The organism is Xanthobacter sp. (assembly GCF_041911315.1).
Lineage (GTDB): Bacteria > Pseudomonadota > Alphaproteobacteria > Rhizobiales > Xanthobacteraceae > Xanthobacter > Xanthobacter aminoxidans.
This window is the reverse complement of record NZ_JAYRPE010000003.1, coordinates 130,664-151,676: the sequence shown is the minus strand read 5'-3', so window position 1 is coordinate 151,676 and position 21,013 is coordinate 130,664. Positions and strand designations below refer to the sequence as shown.

General features: G+C 66.8%; 19 protein-coding genes. 17 read left to right on the top strand and 2 right to left on the bottom strand.

Annotation, left to right across the window (positions count from 1 at the left end; all coding sequences use genetic code 11):
- The first annotated feature begins 127 nt into the window (after positions 1–127).
- The 14 genes from ACE3QW_RS01450 (at position 128) to ACE3QW_RS01385 (ending at position 14,865) form a co-directional block, all read left to right on the top strand.
- A complete protein-coding gene (locus ACE3QW_RS01450; RefSeq protein WP_374250152.1) occupies positions 128–1,330 on the top strand; it encodes an ABC transporter substrate-binding protein in 1,203 nt (400 codons plus the stop codon).
- A 213-nt stretch (positions 1,331–1,543) separates the two neighbouring features.
- The gene (locus ACE3QW_RS01445) at positions 1,544–1,993 is read left to right on the top strand and encodes a PaaI family thioesterase (RefSeq protein WP_374250150.1); all 450 of its coding nucleotides are present in this window, start codon (positions 1,544–1,546) and stop codon (positions 1,991–1,993) included.
- A 205-nt stretch (positions 1,994–2,198) separates the two neighbouring features.
- Positions 2,199–2,981 (top strand): DeoR/GlpR family DNA-binding transcription regulator, encoded by a 783-nt coding sequence (locus ACE3QW_RS01440; RefSeq protein ID WP_374250149.1) that lies wholly within the window; start codon positions 2,199–2,201, stop codon positions 2,979–2,981.
- A 172-nt stretch (positions 2,982–3,153) separates the two neighbouring features.
- Positions 3,154–4,719, top strand: coding sequence for a glycerol-3-phosphate dehydrogenase (gene glpD / locus ACE3QW_RS01435; RefSeq protein ID WP_374250148.1), 1,566 nt, complete (start codon positions 3,154–3,156; stop codon positions 4,717–4,719).
- Between the two features lie 55 nt (positions 4,720–4,774).
- Positions 4,775–6,280 carry a glycerol kinase GlpK gene (gene glpK, locus ACE3QW_RS01430; RefSeq protein ID WP_374250147.1) on the top strand — a complete coding sequence of 502 codons (1,506 nt, stop codon included), beginning with the start codon at positions 4,775–4,777 and terminating at the stop codon, positions 6,278–6,280.
- A gap of 104 nt (positions 6,281–6,384) precedes the next feature.
- Complete coding sequence (locus tag ACE3QW_RS01425; RefSeq protein WP_024280789.1) at positions 6,385–7,767, top strand: sugar ABC transporter substrate-binding protein; 1,383 nt, start codon at positions 6,385–6,387, stop codon at positions 7,765–7,767.
- A 4-nt stretch (positions 7,768–7,771) separates the two neighbouring features.
- Positions 7,772–8,698, top strand: a complete 927-nt coding sequence (locus ACE3QW_RS01420) for a carbohydrate ABC transporter permease (RefSeq protein WP_374250146.1) — start codon at positions 7,772–7,774, stop codon at positions 8,696–8,698.
- Positions 8,695–9,534 (top strand): carbohydrate ABC transporter permease, encoded by an 840-nt coding sequence (locus tag ACE3QW_RS01415; protein ID WP_029555691.1) that lies wholly within the window; start codon positions 8,695–8,697, stop codon positions 9,532–9,534. The genes ACE3QW_RS01420 and ACE3QW_RS01415 overlap by 4 nt, the downstream gene beginning before the upstream one ends.
- Positions 9,531–10,583: an ABC transporter ATP-binding protein gene (locus ACE3QW_RS01410; protein WP_029555690.1), complete on the top strand. Its 1,053-nt coding sequence runs from the start codon at positions 9,531–9,533 to the stop codon at positions 10,581–10,583. Before ACE3QW_RS01415 ends, ACE3QW_RS01410 begins: the two co-directional genes overlap by 4 nt.
- 1 nt (position 10,584) lies before the next feature.
- On the top strand, positions 10,585–11,376 hold the full coding sequence (locus ACE3QW_RS01405) for a GntR family transcriptional regulator (protein ID WP_374250145.1): 792 nt from the start codon (positions 10,585–10,587) through the stop codon (positions 11,374–11,376).
- A 30-nt stretch (positions 11,377–11,406) separates the two neighbouring features.
- The gene (locus tag ACE3QW_RS01400; RefSeq protein ID WP_374250144.1) at positions 11,407–13,041 is read left to right on the top strand and encodes an arylsulfatase; all 1,635 of its coding nucleotides are present in this window, start codon (positions 11,407–11,409) and stop codon (positions 13,039–13,041) included.
- A complete protein-coding gene (locus tag ACE3QW_RS01395) occupies positions 13,038–14,048 on the top strand; it encodes a formylglycine-generating enzyme family protein (protein ID WP_374250143.1) in 1,011 nt (336 codons plus the stop codon). Before ACE3QW_RS01400 ends, ACE3QW_RS01395 begins: the two co-directional genes overlap by 4 nt.
- A 75-nt stretch (positions 14,049–14,123) precedes the next feature.
- Positions 14,124–14,522: a YidH family protein gene (locus ACE3QW_RS01390; protein WP_374250142.1), complete on the top strand. Its 399-nt coding sequence runs from the start codon at positions 14,124–14,126 to the stop codon at positions 14,520–14,522.
- 13 nt (positions 14,523–14,535) lie between these two features.
- The gene (locus ACE3QW_RS01385; protein ID WP_374250141.1) at positions 14,536–14,865 is read left to right on the top strand and encodes a DUF202 domain-containing protein; all 330 of its coding nucleotides are present in this window, start codon (positions 14,536–14,538) and stop codon (positions 14,863–14,865) included.
- Between the two features lie 161 nt (positions 14,866–15,026).
- Here the strand turns inward: ACE3QW_RS01385 and ACE3QW_RS01380 are convergent, their stop codons facing one another.
- The gene (locus tag ACE3QW_RS01380; protein WP_374250140.1) at positions 15,027–16,439 is read right to left on the bottom strand and encodes a sensor histidine kinase N-terminal domain-containing protein; all 1,413 of its coding nucleotides are present in this window, start codon (positions 16,437–16,439) and stop codon (positions 15,027–15,029) included.
- The gene (locus ACE3QW_RS01375; RefSeq protein WP_374250139.1) at positions 16,439–17,104 is read right to left on the bottom strand and encodes a response regulator; all 666 of its coding nucleotides are present in this window, start codon (positions 17,102–17,104) and stop codon (positions 16,439–16,441) included. Before ACE3QW_RS01375 ends, ACE3QW_RS01380 begins: the two co-directional genes overlap by 1 nt.
- 169 nt (positions 17,105–17,273) lie before the next feature.
- Here ACE3QW_RS01375 and ACE3QW_RS01370 point away from each other — a divergent pair, with 169 nt between their 5' ends.
- The 3 genes from ACE3QW_RS01370 to ACE3QW_RS01360 all read left to right on the top strand — a co-directional run bounded on the left by ACE3QW_RS01370 (position 17,274) and on the right by ACE3QW_RS01360 (position 20,962).
- Positions 17,274–18,419 (top strand): ABC transporter substrate-binding protein, encoded by a 1,146-nt coding sequence (locus ACE3QW_RS01370; RefSeq protein ID WP_374250138.1) that lies wholly within the window; start codon positions 17,274–17,276, stop codon positions 18,417–18,419.
- 204 nt (positions 18,420–18,623) lie between these two features.
- Positions 18,624–19,946, top strand: coding sequence for an MFS transporter (locus tag ACE3QW_RS01365; protein WP_374250137.1), 1,323 nt, complete (start codon positions 18,624–18,626; stop codon positions 19,944–19,946).
- A 224-nt stretch (positions 19,947–20,170) separates the two neighbouring features.
- A complete protein-coding gene (locus ACE3QW_RS01360; protein ID WP_374250136.1) occupies positions 20,171–20,962 on the top strand; it encodes an extracellular solute-binding protein in 792 nt (263 codons plus the stop codon).
- Positions 20,963–21,013 lie beyond the last annotated feature (51 nt).

Here is a 21,013-nt window from a genome sequence, read left to right as displayed (position 1 = left end):
CGGCGGAACGCCCAACGTAGCCCTGTCCAAAAAAATTGGCAAATATATTTACATAATATATGGAATGTGATTGACGTAAATGGCGCCAATAAAAACAGCTTCAGTCACCGCAAGGGGAGGACACGCCATGCGTCATTATATGAGCATTTTAGGGGTTTTGGTGGGAATTGCCGTGTGGGCTGGGCCCGCCGCGTCCGAGACCAGGATCAAGATCGGTATCCTGAGTGACATGAGCGGACCATACTCGGATCTTGCAGGTCCCGGCTCGGTGGCGGCCGCCCGCCTCGCGGTGGAGGACTTCAAGGGTGCAGACAAGGGCATCCAGGTGGAGGTCGTCTCCGGCAACCATCAGAACAAGGCGGACATCGGCTCCGTCATCGCCCGCTCGTGGATCGACCAGGAGGGTGTCGACGTCATCGGCGACGTCACCGGCTCGCCGGTCGCGCTGGCGGTCAGCCAGATCGTCAAGGACAAGGACAGGATCCAGCTGAATGCCGGCGCGGCGACCGCCGATCTCACCGGGTCCAAATGCACGCCCAACACCATCCACTGGACATACGACACCTGGGCCAACGCCAACGGCACCGGGAGCGCCATGGTGCGCCAGGGCGGCAACAGCTGGTTCTTCATCGCGGTGGACCAGGCCTCCGGCCATGCCATGGAGCGCGACACCGTGGCGGTGGTGAAGGCCGCCGGAGGGCAGGTGCTGGGATCGGTCAAGCATCCGCTCGGCACCAGCGACTTCTCATCCTTTCTGATCCGGGCGCAATCCTCCGGCGCCAAGGTGGTGGGCCTCGCCAGTGGCGGCGAGGACATGATCAACGCCATCAAGCAGGCCTCCGAGTTCGGCATCGTGCAGGGCGGGCAGTCCATCGCCGGCCTGTTCACCTTCATCACCGACATCCATGCGCTGGGGCTCAAACTCGCGCAGGGTCTGGTGCTGACGGAGGCGTTCTACTGGGACCGCGACGACGCGAGTCGCGCCTTCGCCAAGCGCTTTGCCGCGCTCCACAAGGGCAAGATGCCGACCCAGGTTCATGCCGGCGTCTATTCCTCCATCATGCACTATCTGAAGGCCGTGGAGGCCGCCGGCACCAAGGATACGAACACCGTGCTGGCCAAGATGCGCGAGATGCCCATCGACGATCCCCTGTTCGGCAAGGGCGAGGTGCGCATCGACGGCCGCGCGGTGCACGACATGTTCCTGTTCAAGGTGAAGGCCCCGGCCCAGTCCAAGGGCGAATGGGACGTCTACGAGACCCTCGCCACCATCCCGGCAGCGCAGGCGTTCCGCCCGCTCAATGAAGGCGGTTGCCCGCTGGTGAAGTAGGGTGGACCTGGAGCGTCTTCACGCGAGGCGGAGATCGCCTCGCGTGAAGCAGGCGCGCCCCATCAAAGAGCTGGAGGGTTCTCCCATCATGCCGACGGCGAACGCAGACAGTGCCTCCCGGAAGGGCTTCGGCAAGCCGGCCATCGACACTGCCGGACGCATTCGCGCATCCACCGCCGCTCCAGTCCAGGCCAAGCGATGACGGACGCAACCATGTCTCACGCGGACGTATCGTCCGAGAGCCTGAGGGCGCGCATCCTGCGGATGTTCTCGCGCAATGCCTTCTCGGGGACGATGCCGCTATGCCTCGTCGAGGCCGAGGTGGGGCGGGCGATGATCACCATGGAGGTCGGCCCGGCGCAGATGAACGGCCATGGCACGTGTCATGGCGGCGCCCTGTGGACGCTGGCTGACATGGTCTTTGGCGCGGCCGGCTACTACGACGGCACCATCCTGACCACGGGCAGCGATCTCACCTTCATCCGTCCTGTTCCTGGCGGCGCGACGATCCATGCGTCCGCGGCGCAGATCAGCCGCCGGGGGCTGAGCGGGATCTTTACCGTCGTGCTCACCCTCGATCCGGGCAATCCCGACGCGGTGGTGGCTGCCGGGACCTTTTCCGGCCGGTGGCTCCGCAGCGAGGGCAGCGGCGGCGGAAGCTGAACGGCGGGCGCGTGCCCGCATCTCATATCGTGCCTTCAAAGCTCACGGTGGCATCGACGCCGGCCCGCTCCTCGATCGCCACCATGGCCGCATATTGGACCGGCGTGATCAGAGCCCAGGAGCAGTCTTCCGACACGTTCCCATTGATCGGATGGGCACGGGTTGACATCGTGCACGTCGGAATTTCGCACCGGGGTTGGCCGACGTGCCTGTGTTGAACGATCGCCAGAACACCATCCTGTCCCTTGCCCGGGCGAGCGGCCATGTGGACGTCGAGGACCTTGCGCTGCGCTTCGGCGTGACGCCGCAGACCATCCGCCGCGACCTTAACGCCTTGTGCAGCGGCAATCTTCTGGCCCGCACCCATGGCGGCGCCGTCATCTCGTCATCCGTGGAAAACCTGTCCTACGAGGCGCGGCGGCAGATCGCGGCACCTGCCAAGCGCGCCATCGGCACGGCCGCGGCGGCGCTCATCTCCGACAATTCCTCGCTCTTCATCACCATCGGCACCACCACGGAGGAAGTGGCCCGGGCGATCACCGCCCATCGCGACCTTCTGGTCATCACCAACAACATCAATGTGGCGCTGAGGCTTTATCCTTTCCCCGCGATCCGCGTGATGGTCGCGGGCGGACAAGTGCGGCATTCGGACGGGGCGGTCGTGGGGCCGGCGGCGGTCGACATGATCCGCCAGTTCAAGGTCGACACCGCGATCATCGGCGCCTCGGCCATCGACGAGGATGGATCGCTGCTCGACTTCGATCCCCTCGAGGTGACGGTCGCGCGGGCCATCATGGACAATGCGCGCCGGGTGATCCTGGTGTGCGATCGCAGCAAGGTGGGCCGCGTCGCGCCGGTCCGTCTCGGACACCTCTCCCAGGTGTCGGCCTTCGTCACCGACCACCTGTCTTCGGATCGCCTGCGCGCCGTGTGCGCCACGCATGGCGTGCGTGTGGTGGAAGCGCCGCCGGAAAACGAAAACAGATAACTAATTGATTTATCGTGTTATATCGATCGTACAATGTTCGTTGTTTTCGATTGCGAACATGGATTTGTTCGTTTTAGGTTTGACCCGTGATCCGGATCGCTCCTTGGCCGCATAGGCTCGGCGCCGCATCGCCGCGAGACACGCGCTGCAATGGGGTGCGGAGGCTGGGTCGATGGAACGAGTGCGCACGTCCGCGCAGGTGTCGGCAGGCCGTCCGGCAGCGGACGATCCCTTCGATATCGCCATCATCGGCGGCGGCGTGAATGGCTGCGGCATCGCACGCGACGCGGCCGGACGGGGCTATTCGGTCTATCTGTGCGAGCAGGGCGACCTCGCCGGCGCCACCTCTTCCGCCTCCACCAAATTGCTGCACGGCGGCCTGCGCTATCTCGAATATTACGAGTTCCGGCTGGTGCGCGAAGCGTTGACCGAGCGGGAGGTGGTCTGGGGGATCGCGCCCCACATCGTGCGTCCGCTGCGCTTCGTGCTGCCCTATCGCCGGGGTATGCGCCCGTGGTGGATGCTGCGCCTCGGCCTGTTCCTTTACGACCACATCGGCGGGCGCAAGCTGCTGCCCGCCACCCGCTCCCTCGACCTCGGCCGGGACCAGGCCGGTGCGCCCCTCAAGTCGGATCTGCGCACGCGCGGCTTCGAATATTCCGACTGCTGGGTGGATGATGCCCGGCTCGTGGTGCTCAACGCCTGCGACGCCCGGGATCGGGGCGCTGTGATCGAGACACGGGCGCGGGCGGTGGATGCCGCGCGCGCTCCGGACGGCTGGACACTCCAGGTCGAGAACGCCGAGACACACCAGCGCAAGGATGTGCGCGCCCGCGTGCTCATCAACGCCGCTGGCCCCTGGGCGGACCGCCTCGCGGGCCAAACGCTTCCGCTCCTCGCCGGCCGGCTGCGGCTGGTGCAGGGTTCGCACATCATCGTGCCGCGCCTGTTCGATCACGACCGCTGCTACATCTTCCAGAACCCCGACGGCCGGATCGTCTTCGCGATTCCGTATGAGGGGGACTTCACCCTCATCGGCACCACCGACCACGACTTCGAGGGGGACCCGGCCGCGGCTGCGATCACCGCCGACGAGACCGGCTATCTCTGCGCCGCCGCCAGCGAATACTTCTCGCGCCCCGTCTCTCCTGCCGACGTAGTGTGGAGCTATTCGGGCGTGCGCGCGCTGTACGACGACGGGGCGAGCGCCGCTCAGGCGGCGACGCGGGACTATGTGCTGGAATTGAACGATGCGGGAGGCGCGCCGCTCCTCTCCGTGCTCGGCGGCAAGATCACCACCTATCGCCATCTCGCCCTCGACGCTCTGGACAAGCTCAGCCCGCATCTTGGCGCTGCGGCCGCGCGCCGTGGGGACTGGACAGGGAGCGCGCCACTGCCCGGCGGCGATTTTCCTCGCGGCGGGACGGCGCAGCTGGCGCAGTCTTTTCGGCAGAACCGACCCTGGCTGACGCCTCCGGATGCCGCCCGTCTGGCCCGCACCTATGGCACCAGGGCCGAAACGTTTCTCGCCGCCGCGGACGCCGATCCCGCCGCGCGGATCACCTTCGGGGCGGGTCTGACGGTCGCGGAGGTGCGCCATCTGATGCGCGAGGAGTTCGCACGCACGGCCGCCGACGTGCTCTGGCGCCGGACCAAGCTCGGCCTTCGCCTGACGCCGGCGGAAGTTTCGGCGCTGGAAGACTTCATGGCGTTGGAGCGCAACGGCGCCGCGGCCTGATGCGGGGCATGGCCCAGAACAAGAATGACAAAGAACAAGAAGGGGGAGGAGGCGGGTGGAGACGCATATACTTGTCATCGACCAGGGCACGACTTCGACGCGATCCATCGTGTTCGATCGCAACTTCACGCCCGTGGCCTCGGCCCAACGCGAATTCCCGCAGTCGTTCCCGCATCCCGGCTGGGTCGAACATGATCCGCGCGATCTGTGGGAGACCAGCCTTGCCACCATGCGCGATGCACTCGCGCGCTCTGGGCTGACGGCGGCCGACATCGCCGCCATCGGCATCGCGAACCAGCGCGAGACGACCGTCCTGTGGGACCGCGAGACCGGAGAGCCCATCGCGCCCGCCATCGTCTGGCAGGACCGGCGCACGGCGGACCTGTGCAACCGTCTCACGGCGGAGGGCTGCGAGGGCCTCGTCGCCGAACGCAGCGGGCTCCTGATCGATCCTTATTTCTCGGCCACCAAGATCGGCTGGCTGCTGGATAACGTCCCCGGCGCGCGGAGCCGGGCAGAGCGCGGGGCGCTCGCTTTCGGCACGGTGGACACCTTCCTGCTCTGGCAGCTCACCGGCGGTGCCGTGCATGCCACGGATGCGACCAACGCCGCCCGGACGATGCTGTTCGACATTCACTCCGGCGCCTGGGATGAGGACCTGTTGCGCCTGTTCCAGATCCCCGCCGCCATCCTGCCCGAGGTGCGTGACACCGCCGGCGCGTTCGGCACCGCCGCCGCAAGCTGGCTGGGGCGCGAGGTGCCGGTGCTGGCCATGGTCGGCGACCAGCAGGCGAGCCTCGTGGGGCAGGCCTGTTTCTCGCCGGGGCTGGCGAAGGCGACCTATGGCACCGGCGCCTTCATGCTGCTCAACACGGGCGATGCCCGGCCGCGCTCGCGCCATCGCCTCCTGACAACCATTGCCTATCAATGGGATGGCAAGCGGACCTACGCGCTGGAGGGCTCGATCTTTTCCGCCGGCTCCACGGTGCAATGGCTGCGGGACAGCTTGGGCATCATCACCACGGCGGCCGAGAGCACGCGGCTGGCGGCCGAGGCGGAAGATGATCAGCCAGTCTATCTCGTCCCGGCCTTCACCGGCCTTGGCGCACCCCACTGGCGCAGCGAGGCCCGAGCCACGCTGAGCGGCCTCACCCGCGGTACCACCCGCCGGGAGATTGCCCGCGCGGCGCTGGAAAGCGTCGGCTATCAGACCCTCGATCTTCTGGAGGCCATGCGGGCGGACATGCTCGACGCCGGTCTTGAGGGCGCCGAGGCGGTCATCCGGGTGGATGGCGGGATGTCCGACAGCGATTGGACCATGCAATTCATCGCCGACGTTCTCGGCAATCCCGTGGACCGCCCCGTCGTGCGGGAGACCACGGCGCTCGGGGCGGCCTTCCTCGCCGGATGGCGCGCGGGCCTTTACGGCGGGCCGGAGGAATTTGCCCGCAACTGGCACCTCGACCGGCGCTTCTCGCCAGAGATGGCGGACGACAGGAGATCCAGCAAAATCAAGGGCTGGCGCCACGCGGTCGCGCAGGCGCTGCACGCTCAGGACTGACCTTCAACCCGCACGGAAGACAGGTGCGCCGGTTGACAGGTTATGATGTCTCATAGATTGTTATGACAATAGGCCGGACCCATATCGGCCAGGAGGAAACGCCAATGACTTCTGTGAAGCCCACGCGGCGTCACGTGCTGCAGGCTGGCCTTGCCGCCGTCGCTTTCCCCGCTCTCATCCGTTCCGCCGGCGCGCAGGATGCGGACCTTTCGGCCTACAAGGCGGCCAAGATCGACTGGCGCCAGGCATCCGGCGAGCAGATCACCGTCGCGGTGATCCCGGCGAGCTACTTCGACGCGCTCATCGCGCTCGCGCCCCAGTTCGAGGCGCTGACCGGCATCAGCGTCCGGTTCGAGAAAATCCCGCCCGCGCAGATCCGCCAGAAGGCCGTGATCGACCTCACGTCCAAGGCCGGCGGATATTCGACCCATGCGGCCGACCCCATGTATTACGCGCTCTACGCCGCGAACAAATGGGTGGAGTCGCTCGATCCCTATCTCAAGGACGCGACCCTCACCGACCCTGCCTGGTTCCAGCCGGACGACATCATTCCCGCGTGGCGCAACGCCAACACCATCGACGGCAAGCTGTATGGCGTGCCGTATGACGGCGAGGTCACGGTCCAGGTCTATCGCAAGGATTTGTACGACGCGAAGGGCCTCAAGGCGGCGGATACGCTGGAAGACTACGTCGCCAACGCCGCGGCGCTGAACGATCCCGGAAACCGCCTTTGGGGCGCCGCCCTGCGCGGGGTCGCCGGTGCCGGGCAGAACGTCTACATCTATTCTTCGCTCTTCAAGGAATTCGGCGGAGACTGGTTTCCGGGCGGCAAGTTCCGCGTCAATGGGCCGGAGGCCGAAGCGGCGCTCAACTGGTATGTGGACGTGATGCGCAAATACGCGCCCACCGCAGCGCAGAACTGGAACTGGCCCGACATCGCCGACGCCTTCTCGCAGGGCACCATCGCCAGCTACATCGACGCGAACACGTCCGCCTCTGTCATCACCAATCCCGAGAAGTCCAAGGTGGTCGGCAAGATCGGCTTCGCGCGCTGGCCCAAGGGGCCGACCGGCAAGCGCGTGTCGTCCATCTGGAACTGGGGCTTCCCCATCAATGCCTCGCTGCCGGAGAAGCGGAAGAAGGCCACCTGGCTGTTCATCCAGTGGGCGGCATCGCTCCAGACCCAGGCGCTCACGTCCTACCAGTTTTCCGGTCCCGCCAAGCGGTCCGGCGTGAACCGCCTGAGCCTGTGGAAGAACCCGGACTTTGTGAAGCTGATGAACAGCTTCGGCGACAACTTCGTCGCCACCACCCTGGACGCGCTGGAACAGGATACGGACGTGAACTGGCGTCCGCGCGTGCCCCAGTGGCCGGCCATCGGCGACACGCTCGCCACCGCGATCCAGCAGGCGCTGGTGGGGCAGGCCACCACCAAGGCCGCCCTGGACGAGGCGCAGCGCCGCCTAGAGCCGATGATGCGAGGCTGATGTCGTGACGAAAGCCACTACCCTCGACGTTCCGGTCGGCGGTCGCGTAGATCCCGCGCGGATGATGGAGGGACGGGAGCGCCGCTTTGCGGCGGCGCTGGTCGCCCCCGCCTTCATCGCCCTGATGGCGACCACCACGTTTCCGCTGCTGCATCTGGGATGGACCAGCCTGCACCGGATGGACCTCGCGATGCCGTTCATGGACGGCTTCGTCGGGCTCGACAATTACCGGGAACTGCTCGGCGATCCGCGTTTCTGGTCCGCGCTCGGGGTCAGCCTCGTCTATACGTTTTCCACGGTGATCCTGCAGGTCGTCCTGGGCCTCGCGCTCGCGCTGCTCGTCAACGGCATGAAGCGCGGACAGGCGCTGTTCCGCATCGTGGCGATCCTGCCCGTGGTGCTCTCGCCCGCCGTTGTCGGCATGGTATGGCGCACGTTCATGCTCACCCCCGAATTCGGCGTGGTGGACTATCTGAGCATGACGGCCGGCCTCGGCAGCCACAACTGGCTCGGCGATCCCTCCCTCGCCCTGTTCTCCGTCGTGGTGATCCACACCTGGCAGTGGACGCCGTTCGCCTTCATGGTGCTGCTGGCCAGTCTTGCGGCCCTGCCCGAGGACATCTACGAGGCGGCGCGCATCGACCGGGCGAGCCCGTGGCGCTGCTTCGTGCGCATCACCCTGCCGTTGCTGCGCCCGGCCATCGTCATGGTGATCATCATGCGCACCATGGTGGCACTCACGGCGTTCGCAGCCATCTTCACCGTCACCGGCGGCGGTCCGGGAACGGCCACCGAGATCCTCAATCTCTACGCCTACCGCAAGTCCTTCACCGAGCTGTCCATCGGCTACGGCTCGGCGCTCGCGGTGGCCCTGTTGATCTTCACCCTCGTCATCACCGGCGTCCTGTTCGCACTCCGGAGGGCGAAATGAAGGGTCACAAGCTGCGCCTTGCCCTGCTCCTGAGCGTATCCGGCCTGTTTCTGCTCGCCTGGATCTTCCCGATCTTCTGGAGCCTCCTCAACGCCTTCAAGAGCGAGCAGGATGTGCTCGCCTATCCCCCAAAGCTGATCTTCTCGCCGACGCTCGCGGCGTTCAGGGACGTGCTGTTCGGCCCCACGTCCATCGTGCCGAACCTCGTCAGCAGCTTCATCATCTCCATCGGCACGACCATCGTGACCATGGTGCTCGCGATTCCCGCCGCCTACGCGCTCGCCCGCCTGCGGGTGCCGGGCAAGAAGTGGTCGGGCTTCTACGTGCTCGCCACCCAGATGCTGCCCCCGGTGGGCATCATCATTCCCTACTTCCTGATCCTGCGGGATATCGGCTGGATCGATACCTATCAGGGCATCATCCTGATCTATCTCTCCTTCTCGCTGCCGTTCGCGATCTGGCTTCTGGTATCCTATTTCGAGGACCTGCCGTTCGAGATGGAAGAGGCGGCCTTCATCGACGGTGCGAGCCGGCTGATGACCCTGTGGCGCATCATCCTGCCCCAGGTGCGCGGCGGTGTGGCGGTGACCGTGGTCTTCGTCTTCCTGAATGCCTGGAACGAGTTCCTGTTCGCCGTGGTGCTGTCCGGAAACGTGGTGAGGCCGGTCACCATCTCCATGTTCAACTTCGTGTCGGTGGAACAGACGCTCTGGTCGAAGCTGGCGGCGGTGTCCGCGCTCGCGATGCTGCCCGTCATCATCCTCGGCATCATCGCCCAGAAACACATCGTGAAAGGCCTGACGGTCGGCGCCGTCAAGGGAGGGGGACGCCGATGACCGCGCGCGGACTGGTTCAGCTCGAAAAGATCGTCAAGAAGCATGGGTCGTTCGAAGCCCTGAAGGGCATCGACATCGAGATCCGCCCGGGCGAATTCTTCGCCCTGCTCGGGCCGTCGGGCTCCGGCAAGAGCACGACGCTGCGCATTCTCGCCGGCCTCGATGCCCCCACCTCCGGCCGCATCCTGCTGGATGGGAAGGACGTGACCGGCGCCGATGCGCGCGCCCGCGACATCGCCATGGTGTTCCAGAGCTATGCGCTCTACCCGCACATGACGGTGGCCGAGAACATCGCGTTCCCCCTGGAGATGGCGAAGACACCGAAGGCCGAGATCGCACCCGCGGTCCGGGAGGCGGCCGCCAAGGTGAAGATCGATCATCTTCTGGACCGCAAGCCGGGGCAGCTTTCCGGCGGCCAGCAGCAGCGCTGCGCGCTCGCCCGGGCGATCGTGCGCAAGGCGCGGCTGTTCCTGCTGGATGAGCCGCTCTCCAATCTCGATGCCATGCTGCGCCTCGCCACCCGCGTGGAGCTGAAGAAGCTGCAGAGGTCGCTCGGCGTGACGGCGGTGTATGTCACCCATGACCAGGAAGAGGCGATGACCCTCGCCGATCGCATGGCGGTGTTCCGGGAAGGCGAGATCTGCCAGATCGGCCGGCCGGCGGATGTGTTCGCCGCGCCGAACTGCATCGAGGTTGCCGCCTTCATCGGCAGCCCGCCCATGAACCTCATCACCACCCGGACCACGGCCGGAGGCGTCCTGATCGGCGGCCGTCATGTTCCGGTGGCCGCCTCGCTCGAGGCGGGTCGCGCGGTGGTGGTGGGCGTGCGGCCCAGCGCCGTCCGGTTCGATCCGGCCGGCATTCCCGTGACTGTGGAGGTCGTGGAGAACCTCGGCGACGCCGCCATCCTCGACCTCACCCTCGATGGCACCCCGCTCAGGGCCCGATACGACCGCTTCCCGCTGCCGCGCGAAGGGGAGACGATGGCCGTGTCGTTCGCTCCCGAAGACATCCATCTGTTCGACCCAACCACCGGCCGGCGGATCTGACATGCTCGCGCCCATCAAACTCGCGCCCATGAAAGGCAAGTCCGCGCGTGAAGCGAACGGGACCAAATCCGGCGGGGCCGGAGCGACGCCGCTTCACATCCAGGTGCGCGAAGCCATCCGCAGTCAGGTGCGCGAGGGCAAGCTGATCGACGCGGATGGCCGCCTGATGCCCGAGGCCGAGCTGGTCAAGCATTTCGGCGTGAGCCGCATCACCATCCGCCACGCCATCCAGCCCTTGGTGGAAGAGGGCATGTTCGCCCGCGAGCGCGGCCGCGGCACGTTCCTGAAGTCGAACGAGCCGGAGAACTGGCTCGGACGGCTGATGGGCTTTTCCGAGACCATCCGCGACGCCGGCTTCGAGCCCGGCGCGCGCATTCTCCACCAGGGAATGACCAACGCCCACGACACCGCCGCACGCGAGACCCTGCGCGAGCGCGCGGTCTGGGAGCTGAAGCGCGTGCGGCTCGCGGACGCGATCCCCATCGCCATCGAGCATGCCTTCTACCCGCCCGATATCGGCCTTGAGCTGGAGAAGCGGGATCTCGTCTCCATCCTGATGTACCGGGTGTTCGAGGAGGAGCTCGGGCTCAACATCAAGGAGGCGAGCCAGAGCATCTCCGCCACGCTCGCCGACGAGGCGACCGCCGGCCTGCTCGGGATCGCGCCCGGCGACCCGCTTCTCGCCATGGAACGCCTGACCATCTCCACGGACGGACGGCCGTTGGAGCTGCTGCGCTCGGTCTACCTGCCCGACTATTTCCGCTTCACCATCAATCTGACGCGACGGGCGTGACGAGGTCACGCCGCGCCCCTGGAGCCATCCATGTCCGATACGCCCCCGACCAAGCGCCCGAATATCGTCCTCATCCTGAATGACGACATGGGCTTTTCCGATATCGGCTGCTACGGCGGCGAGATCGAGACGCCCAATCTCGACCGGCTGGCGGCGAACGGCCTGCGCTATTCGCAATTCTACAACACCGCACGCTGCAGCCCGTCCCGCGCGTCGCTGCTCACCGGCCTTCATCCGCACCAGACCGGCATCGGCATCCTCACCTACAGCACCGGGCCGGAAGGCTATGTGGGCAATCTGAACAAGAATTGCGTGACCATCGCCGAAGTGCTGCGCAAGGCCGGATACCGGACCCGCCTCACCGGCAAGTGGCATGTGGCGGCGAACCTCACCGAGCCCACCGACACCTGGCCGCTGCAGCGCGGCTTCGATGAATTCTACGGCACCATCATCGGCGCCGGCAGCTTCTATTGGCCCAATACGCTGACGCGCGGCAACGCGAATGCCGAGCATGAGGCCAAGGAAGATCCCAACTTCTTCTATACGGACGCCATCAGCACCGAAGCCGCCGACTTCATCCATCGCCACGCGAAGGAGCATGCCGGTACGCCCTTCTTCCAGTACGTGGCCTATACGGCCCCGCACTGGCCGCTCCATGCCCACCCCGAGGACATTGCCAAGTACAAGGGCCGCTTCGACGCCGGCTGGGACGAACTGCGCGAGGAGCGCCTGTCCCGCATGATCAAATCGGGGCTGATCCATCCCGACTGGAAGCTGACCGACCGCGATCCCACCCAGCCGCCGTGGACGGAGGCGGAGGAGCGCGCGTGGCTGGCCCGCTGCATGGAGGTCTATGCCGCCCAGATCGACCGGATGGACCAGGGCATCGGCCGCGTGCTGAAGGCGCTCGAGGACACCGGGCAGATGGACGACACGCTGGTGATCTTCCTCTCCGATAACGGCGCCTGCGCCGAGGACATTCCCGAGGATGTTTCGCCCCAGGCCCTCGTCGAGGACCTGATGATCGCCCGGGCGCAGACCCGCGACGGCCGTCCCGTGCGCTTCGGCAACATTCCCGAGATCATGCCCGGCGCGGAGGACACTTATCAGAGCTACGGCGTCGCCTGGGCCAACCTCTCGAACACGCCGTTCCGGCTCTACAAGCACTGGGTCCACGAAGGCGGCATCGCCACGCCCCTCATTCTCCACTGGCCGGCCCAGATCACGGCAGGCGGCGAGCTGCGCCATGTGCCGGGCCAGTTGCCGGACATCATGGCAACCATTCTCGACGTGACCGGCGCCGCCTATCCGCAGACCCATGACGGCAATGCCATCCTGCCCTGCGAAGGCGTGAGCCTCGCGCCCTCCTTCCCGGAGGACGGCGAACGCACGGAGCCGATGTTCTGGGAGCATGAGGGCAATGCCGCGGTGCGTGTCGGCCAGTGGAAGCTGGTCCGCAAATACCCCGGCCCCTGGGAGCTCTACGACATGGAGGCCGACCGCACCGAGCTGCACGATCTCTCGGCGGGCCACCCCGAGCGCGTCCAGGAGATGATCGGCCTCTATCAGGCGTGGGCCGAACGCTGCGGCGTGATCCCGCGCGAGAAGATCCTCGAGCTGATGAAGGCCCAGGGCGCCGCCGCCTTCTGGGAGGAAGAGGAGTGACACAGGGGCGGGACAGCGGCGGGGCGGAGCAGGCCGGCAAGTCGCCGACCTGCTGCTGCGCGCGCCGCCCCGAGACGGCAGGCGAAGCGCCGCCGCCACCTCCGCCGGCTTCCGCCGGGGGGAAGGGCACGGCCTTTCGCTGGATTGCGCTGCCGGGTGGACGCTTCCTGATGGGCACGTCCGGCGCCGAAGGCTTCGCGGGCGATGGCGAGGGGCCGGCGCGGCCGGTCACGCTGAGTCCGTTCCGGGTGTCGGCCTATGCGGTGACGAACGCGCAGTTCGCCGATTTCGTCCGGGCGACAGGCCATGTCACGGAGGCCGAACGCTTCAACTGGTCCTACGTCTTCCACGCGCTGGTGCCGCCGGAGACCGCGGCCCGGATCGAGCGGGTGCCAGTGGAGGCGCCCTGGTGGCTGCCCGTGCCGTTCGCCTACTGGGCCCAGCCGGAAGGCCCCGGCACCACCGTTCTCGACCGCCTGGATCACCCGGTGGTGCATGTGTCCTGGAACGACGCGGTGGCCTTCTGCGCGTGGTCGGGCACGCGCCTCCTGACCGAAGCGGAATGGGAATATGCCGCGCGCGGCGGACTGGACGGAAAACTCTATCCCTGGGGAGACGAGCTGACCCCTGGCGGCCAGCATCGCTGCAACATCTGGCAGGGCACCTTCCCGGATCTGAACACGGCGGAGGACGGCTATGTCGGCACCGCCCCGGTGCACGCCTTCGAGCCCAACGGCTATGGCCTGTTCAATGTGGCGGGCAATGTCTGGGAATGGGTTCGGGATGTCTTCAGCCCCGAATATCACCGGGTTACAGGCGATCGCGACCCCGTCCATGACGGGCCGGGCGCGAGCCGCTCGATGCGTGGCGGCTCGTATCTGTGCCACAGCTCCTACTGCAACCGCTATCGGGTCGCGGCCCGGAACTCCAATACGCCGAACAGCAGCAGCGGAAATATCGGCTTTCGCGTCGCCGCGCTGGATGCGGGCGCGGCCCAATTCGCGTAAACCGCCCGGACGATGAGTTCGTCACGTGTCGATCTGATCTTCATGGCGACCTGATACACTGCGCAGCGTGCAACAATGTCCAATCTGTCTCTCGATACATCCGCTGACCGGTCAAAGCATGGACCGTCTCTGAAATGGTGGCAGCGCGGGGCGCGGCCGGATTACCGTTTCTCGCTCGCCAACGAGAGAACGTTTCTCGCCTGGATCCGGACGGCTCTGGCGCTGATTGCCGGAGCGGTGGGTATCGACCAGTTCGCCTCGCATCTCGGGCCGCTGCCCCTGCGGCTTGGTCTTGCACTGATCCTGTTCGTGGCGGGAGGCGTGCTCGGTGGAATGGCCTATCCCCGCTGGGTACGGGCCGAGCAAGCCATGCGTCACAACGCCGATCTGCCCGTCAGCGCCCTGCTTCCCCTTCTGGCGGCCTTCACTGCCACCCTTGCCGTGGGGCTCGCCTGCCTCATGGTTTTGATCTGACCGGACCTGCGGCATGAAAGACCCAGGCCTCCAGCGCGAGCGGACGGGGCTGGCCTGGTCGCGGACGGGCTTCGTGATGATGCTCGTCGCCCTGCTGTCCGTGCGCGGCGGCCTCTCCCATTTCTCCTTCAGCCAGCTCTTGGCGGCGCTCTTGCTGAGCGGGACGTCCGGCCTGTTGCTGTATCGCGGCCACCAGCGATCCCGCTACGAGGACGGCACGGACGAGGTCGTCGCCGAGCCAAGCCGCCGGCTTGCCGCCGTCACGGGCATGGTCGTTCTCGCGGTGGCGCTGCTCCATGCGACTTCGGTCCTGCTCCGGCTCCTGCACCATTCGGGCGGTTAGGCTGGCGCGCCATATGAGGGCCGGAGCACGCCGTGCGTGAGATCGAGCGGGCCGAAATCGCTCGGGAGGGCTCACATGGGGGCATGGTTTGGTGCTGACGTTCCATGTCCGTGCCGCGCCTCCATCATCTCCTTTCAGGCCATCCCGCCGACCTGAAGGGCTCAGGCGTCAGGCGGTGTCCGGGTCGACAGCGGCATGCGGAGCGTGGCCCGCAGGCCGCCCAGATCGGGGCTGCTGTCGAGGGTGATCGTGATGTGCAGCAGGTCCGCGATCACCTTCACGATCGACAGGCCGAGGCCGCTGCCCGGGACGTCTGCCCGGTTGGGCGCACGGTAGAAGCGCTGGAATACGCGCTCGCGCTCGGCCTCGGGAATGCCGGGGCCGCTGTCCTCGGCGGTCACGACGGCTGCATCGCCGCTGCGGTCGGCGCACAGCACCACCTGGCCACCGGCGCCGGAATATTTCACCGCATTGTCGAGAAGATTGCCCAGCAGTTCGGACAGCAGCACGGTATCGGACACAAGCGGCAACGGGCGCTGCCGGATGAGGCAGGAGAGCTGGGTGTCGGGCGGGATGCCGGCGATACGCTCGGCGATGACGTGCTCGATCACGTCGCCCAGATCGCAGGGCGTGCCGCCTGCGGCTGAAACCGCGCTTTCGTCGGCGCGGGCCAGGGTGAGAAGCTGGGTGATGAGCCGCTCCAGCCGCTCGGCGCCCTGGTCCAGCTCGGCCAGCGCGCTGCCCCTCAGCTCGGGATCCGCACTTTCCCGCCGCAGCAGGTCCACATGCATCCTGACGATGGCCAGCGGCGTGCGCATCTGGTGGGAGGCGTCGGCGGTGAAGCGCCGCAGCAGCTCGGTGGCCGAGCGCAGGCGCTCGAACATGGCGTTGATGGCGGTGGCGGGAGCCATCGCCTCCTGCGGCACCTCGGACAGATCGAGCGGCCGCAGATCGCGCCAGTCGCTGACAGCGCGGGTGTCGATCTGCCGGCTGAGGTCGGCGAGCGGCATCAACCCGCGCTCGACGGAAACCCACGCCAGAATCCCGATGGCCAGTATCAGGGCGGCCTCTGCCAGACCCAGGTTGCGCAGCATCTCGTTGCGCAGCTGGTTGCGGGCGAGCCGGGTCTCGGCGACGGCGACGATCACCGGACGCTCGACGCCATAGACGCGGCGCGCCACTGCGGCGAGGCGCACGGCATTGCCGCGGTAGGTGTCGTTCCAGTGGGTCGGCTGGCCGGGCAAGGCCGCCGCCATCCGGCCGAGCGGCAGGTCGGGATAGCCCGTCACCGGCCCGGCGTCCGAGGTGACGAGATAATAGACGTTATCCTGCGTCTTGGTTTCGAGCATGCCGAGGGCAACCTGCGGCATGTCCACCACCACCTCGCCGCTCTCCACCGCGAGGCGCTCGGCGATGGCCATCAGGGAGCCGTCGAGGAGGCGGTCGTGGGAACTCTCCACCACCGACGTGATGGTGAGATAGCCGCCGGCTCCGATGGCGACGGCCAGCAGCAGCACCGGCGCGAGCAGATTGAGGAGAACCGCGCGCTTCAGCGAGCGGCGGGCGGGGCGCATCAGTCCTTCTCCAGCATGTAGCCGAGCCCTCGGACGGTGCGGATGCGCAACCCGCCGGCTCCGAGCTTCTTGCGCAGGCGGGCGATGTACAGTTCCAGGGCGTTGGGCCCGACCGCGTCGTCTAGTCCGAACACTTCCGAGATGAGGCGGGCCTTGGGCACGAGCTTGCCCGCCTGGACCAGAAGGAGGTGCAGAACCGCAAGCTCCCGCCGCCTAAGATCGAGAGGCGTGCCCTCCAGGCGCGCCACGTGCTGCACGGTATCGAACTGCAGCGGCCCGAACTCGATCAGGGCGTCGCTGACGCCGAAGCCGCGGCGCACCAGCGCCCGCACCCGCGCCTCGAACTCGGCGAGGGCGAACGGCTTGTTCACGTAATCGTCCGCGCCGAGGTCCAGCGCCTTCACCTTCTCGCTCACATGGTCGCGCGCGGTGAGGATCATGACGGGCGTCTTGAGGCCCGCGCGGCGGATCGCCCTGAGCACGTCATATCCGCTGCCGTTGGGCAGGCCGAGATCGAGCACGACCAGATTGTACGCCTCGCGGATTGCCAGCCCGACCGCATCCGCCGCATCGGCCTCGTGATCGACCGCGTAGCCAAGCGAGGCGAGCGAACGCTTCAGTCCGCTCGCAAGCGCCCGGTCGTCTTCCACGATGAGGATACGCATCAAGCCGGCTCCCGGCCGGGCTGCAACCGGCCGCAAGGCATGAAAGCCCCGGGTTCGGAGCTGGAAGGATGCCCCATACGTGACCACACCTGTCGCATCGCATAATGTAGACCGGCTAACGGTAGCAAGTGCAAGAGACGGTGCGGACGTGCGTGCGGGAGGCGGGTGGATGGCCCCGACGGGCAGCGACTGGGGGCGGATCGCCGTGCCGTCGGCGGGGCGGCGCTTTCGGGCGGTTGCGGGGCGCATGAGCGGGATCGCCTTGGCTGTGGCGCTCGTCATCGCAGGGGGCCTCGCGGACGCGGGCCGCCCGGCTGGAGCGCAGTCCCGCTCGGACGAGATCTCGGTCGGCACCGGCGCCGCCGGCTCACTCACCGTCGTGTCTTCCATCGATCTCGTGGAGATGGGCGAGCTGCTGGAGCACTGGCGGGCGCGCTATCCCGACATCAAGCTGACCTACCGGCACAAGAATTCGCTGTACGTCTATTCCGACGTGGTGGAGTGCAACGACACCCACCCCTGTCCCGATATCGCCTGGAGTTCGGCCATGGATCTCCAGATCAAGCTGGTGAACGACGGCTATGCCGCGCGCCACGAGTCCCCCGCCACGGCCATGCTGCCGCCCTGGGCGGTGTGGCGCAACGAGGCCTTCGGGGTCACGGCGGAACCCATCGTCCTCGTCTACAACAAGATGCGGGTGCCGCCGGAAGACGTGCCGCGCACCCATGCCGATTTCATCCGCCTCCTGCGCGAGAAGGGCGCAGCCTACCGGGGCAAGGTCGCGGCCTACGACCCGGAGCGCAGCGGGACCGGTTTTCTGTTCTGGAACAGCGATGTGCGCATCACCGCGGACACCTGGCAACTGGTCCGGGCCATGGGGCGGACGGGACCGAAGCTCTATTCCTTCGCCCACACCATGCTCGACCGCGTGTCGGATGGAGACCAGCTGTTCGCCTACAACACCATCTCGTCCTATGCCCGGGCGCGGGCGCTGGAGGAGCCGGCCATCGGCGTGGTGGCTTTCGAGGATTACACGCTGGTGATGACGCGCATCGCCCTCATTCCCAAACAGGCGCCGCATCCCGAGCAGGCCCATCTTTTCCTGGATTTCCTCCTGTCCCGCGAAGGTCAGGAGGACCTCGCACGCCGGGCCTTCGGTACCGTCCGGCTCGACATGCCGCCGCCGGCGGAGGCCGGAGCCGATCCCGCAAGGTTGCGCCCGATCCATGTGGGCCCCGAGCTTCTGGCCTACCAGGATCAGTCCCGGCGCCGCATCTTCTTCCGCGCATGGCGGAAGGCGCTGGAAGGCGAATGATCGCCTGAGCGCATCAGACCAATGTCGCGGAAGACGTGACAGGTTCTTGACAGGTTCTCCCCCCTAGGCTCCCGCCGATGCCGTCATGCGATGGGCTGCGCCAGATTCCCGCCAAGGGACTGGCCGGCTGCAGGCGGCCGGACGAAGCAACAAGAAGCAGCGCAGAGACGCCGCGAGCGGCTGCGCCGGCATGGGAGACAACGCATGGTCGGGCCTTCGGCAGCCGCCGTTCCATCCGCTGCGGGCACACAGGTGCCTGTCATCAAATCGAGAACCGCAGCCATCCTGCGCTCGACCAGCGGCAACTTCCTCGAGCAGTTCGATTTCTTCCTCTTCGGCTTCTACGCGACGTCCATTTCCAAGGCGTTCTTCCCCACTGGAAATGAAGTCACGGAACTGCTCCTCACCTTCACCACCTTCTGGCTCGGCGCCTTGATGCGACCGGTCGGCGCCATCGTGCTCGGCTCCTATCTCGACCGCATCGGCCGCCGCAAGGGCCTGATCGTGACGCTGGGCATCATGGCCGCCGGCACCGTGCTGATCGCCGTGTGCCCGACCTATGCGCAGATCGGCATCGCCGCGCCGCTCATCGTGCTGTTCGGGCGACTGTTGCAGGGCTTCTCGGCGGGCGTGGAGCTGGGCGGCGTCTCCATCTATCTGTTCGAGATCGCGACGCCCGGCAACAAGGGCTTCTACACCTCGTTCCAGTCCGCCAGCCAGCAGGTCGCCATCTTCTTCGCGGCGATCATCGGCTTCTCGCTGAGCCAGCTGATGCCGGCCGAGACCATCACCGCCTGGGGCTGGCGCATTCCCTTCTTCATCGGCTGCGCGATCATCCCCTTCATCTTCTTCATCCGCCGTACGCTGGAGGAAACCCCCGAGTTCCTCAAGCAGAAGAAGCACCCGACCCAGAGCGAGGTCTTCGCCGCGATGCTGGCGAACTGGCGGATCGTGGTGCTCGGCATGATGCTGACGGCCATGACCACGGTGACCTTCTATTTCATCACCGTCTACACGCCGACCTTCGGCCGGAACGTGCTGAAGCTGTCCATTACCGACAGTCTGCTAGTCACACTGCTGGTCGCCACCACCAACTTCATCTGGCTGCCCATCGGCGGCGCCATCTCCGACCGCGTGGGGCGCCGTCCGGTGCTGCTGACCATCGCCATCCTGGCGCTGGCGACGGCCTATCCCGCCCTTGCGTGGCTGGTGGTGGAGCCGACTTTCAACAAGATGCTGATGGTGGAGCTGTGGTTCTCCATGTGCTTCGGCGTCTACAACGGCGCCATGGTGGCCGCCTTGTCGGAGGAAGTGCCGGCGCATGTGCGGACCACCTGCTTCTCGCTCGCCTTCGCTCTCGCCGCCGCCCTGTTCGGCACGTTCACGCCCCTGGTCTCCACCTGGCTGATCGACATGACGGGCAACCGCGCGGCTCCCGGCTTCTGGCTCATGGCGGCGGCCGCCTCGGGCCTCATCGCGACCATCCTCATCTATCGCGGTCGCAACGCCTCCCTCTCCCGAGGTTGAAGGCAAGGACGCGGCGCCCCTCCAGGCGCCGCGTCCGCATATCGGGTGGCGGCCCCTGAATCCGCCGCACCTGCAAAATGATTGTTCGCTCCGTCGAGGAGCGCTCGGGCTGCGCCTCACTCCAAAGGACGCGACCTGGGGCGACGCGATCCGGTGGGCGCGGCCGTCGCTCATGCGGCCGGCAGGACCGAAAAATCAAGACATCGATCTCGGGAGGAAAGACAATGACGATCTCACGACGCTGGGTTTCCGCCTTGCTGATCGGCGCCGCTCTGGCGCTGCCGGCCTCGGCGCGCGCCGACGAGGTGCGCGTCATGATTTCGGGCGGCTTCTCGGCTGCCTACAAGCAGCTGGTGCCGCAGTTCGAGCGCGCGACCGGACACAAGGTGTCGACCGCCTACGGGCCGTCCATGGGCACCACGGAGAACGCCATTCCGGTGCGCCTCAACCGGGGTGAGCCGGTGGATGTGCTCATCATGGTGGGCGAGGCTCTCACCGGACTGACCGAGCAGGGGAAAGCGGACAAGGCCTCGCGCGTCGATCTCGCCCGCTCGCCCATCGGCGTCGCCGTCCGCGCGGGCGCGCCGAAGCCCGATATCTCCACCGTGGATGCCCTGCGCACCGCGCTCGTCAACGCCAAGTCCGTCGCCTATTCGGACAGCGCGAGCGGCGTCTATGTGGAGAATGAACTGTTCAAGCGCCTCGGCATCGAGGAGCAGATGAAGGGCAAAGCGCGGATGATCCCGGCTGAGCCCGTGGCCGCGGTGGTGGCGCGCGGCGAAGCCGAGCTGGGCTTCCAGCAGATCAGCGAGCTTCTGCCCGTGGCGGGCGTGGACGTGGTCGGCCCCATTCCCGAGAGCGTGCAGAAAATCACGATCTTCTCTGCCGGCATCTCCTCGAAGGCCGGATCGCCCAAGGCCGGCGCGGAGCTCATCGCCTTCCTCGCCTCCCCGCAGGCCGCTCCCGTCATCAGCAAGACGGGCCTTGATCCCATCGCCCATCCGGCCGCGAAATAACGGCCCCCGCCGCAGGTTTCGCGGCGAAGGCGAGAGCCGGACGGGCGCCTC

Coding starts and splice junctions, on each gene's coding strand:
- ACE3QW_RS01450 (WP_374250152.1), top strand. CDS start 128: ATGCGTCATTATATGAGCATTTTAGGGGTTTTGGTGGGAATTGCCGTG.
- ACE3QW_RS01445 (WP_374250150.1), top strand. CDS start 1,544: ATGTCTCACGCGGACGTATCGTCCGAGAGCCTGAGGGCGCGCATCCTG.
- glpD (WP_374250148.1), top strand. CDS start 3,154: ATGGAACGAGTGCGCACGTCCGCGCAGGTGTCGGCAGGCCGTCCGGCA.
- ACE3QW_RS01425 (WP_024280789.1), top strand. CDS start 6,385: ATGACTTCTGTGAAGCCCACGCGGCGTCACGTGCTGCAGGCTGGCCTT.
- ACE3QW_RS01415 (WP_029555691.1), top strand. CDS start 8,695: ATGAAGGGTCACAAGCTGCGCCTTGCCCTGCTCCTGAGCGTATCCGGC.
- ACE3QW_RS01410 (WP_029555690.1), top strand. CDS start 9,531: ATGACCGCGCGCGGACTGGTTCAGCTCGAAAAGATCGTCAAGAAGCAT.
- ACE3QW_RS01405 (WP_374250145.1), top strand. CDS start 10,585: ATGCTCGCGCCCATCAAACTCGCGCCCATGAAAGGCAAGTCCGCGCGT.
- ACE3QW_RS01400 (WP_374250144.1), top strand. CDS start 11,407: ATGTCCGATACGCCCCCGACCAAGCGCCCGAATATCGTCCTCATCCTG.
- ACE3QW_RS01390 (WP_374250142.1), top strand. CDS start 14,124: ATGTCCAATCTGTCTCTCGATACATCCGCTGACCGGTCAAAGCATGGA.
- ACE3QW_RS01385 (WP_374250141.1), top strand. CDS start 14,536: ATGAAAGACCCAGGCCTCCAGCGCGAGCGGACGGGGCTGGCCTGGTCG.
- ACE3QW_RS01380 (WP_374250140.1), bottom strand. CDS start 16,439: ATGCGCCCCGCCCGCCGCTCGCTGAAGCGCGCGGTTCTCCTCAATCTG.
- ACE3QW_RS01375 (WP_374250139.1), bottom strand. CDS start 17,104: ATGCGTATCCTCATCGTGGAAGACGACCGGGCGCTTGCGAGCGGACTG.
- ACE3QW_RS01370 (WP_374250138.1), top strand. CDS start 17,274: ATGGCCCCGACGGGCAGCGACTGGGGGCGGATCGCCGTGCCGTCGGCG.
- ACE3QW_RS01365 (WP_374250137.1), top strand. CDS start 18,624: ATGGTCGGGCCTTCGGCAGCCGCCGTTCCATCCGCTGCGGGCACACAG.
- ACE3QW_RS01360 (WP_374250136.1), top strand. CDS start 20,171: ATGACGATCTCACGACGCTGGGTTTCCGCCTTGCTGATCGGCGCCGCT.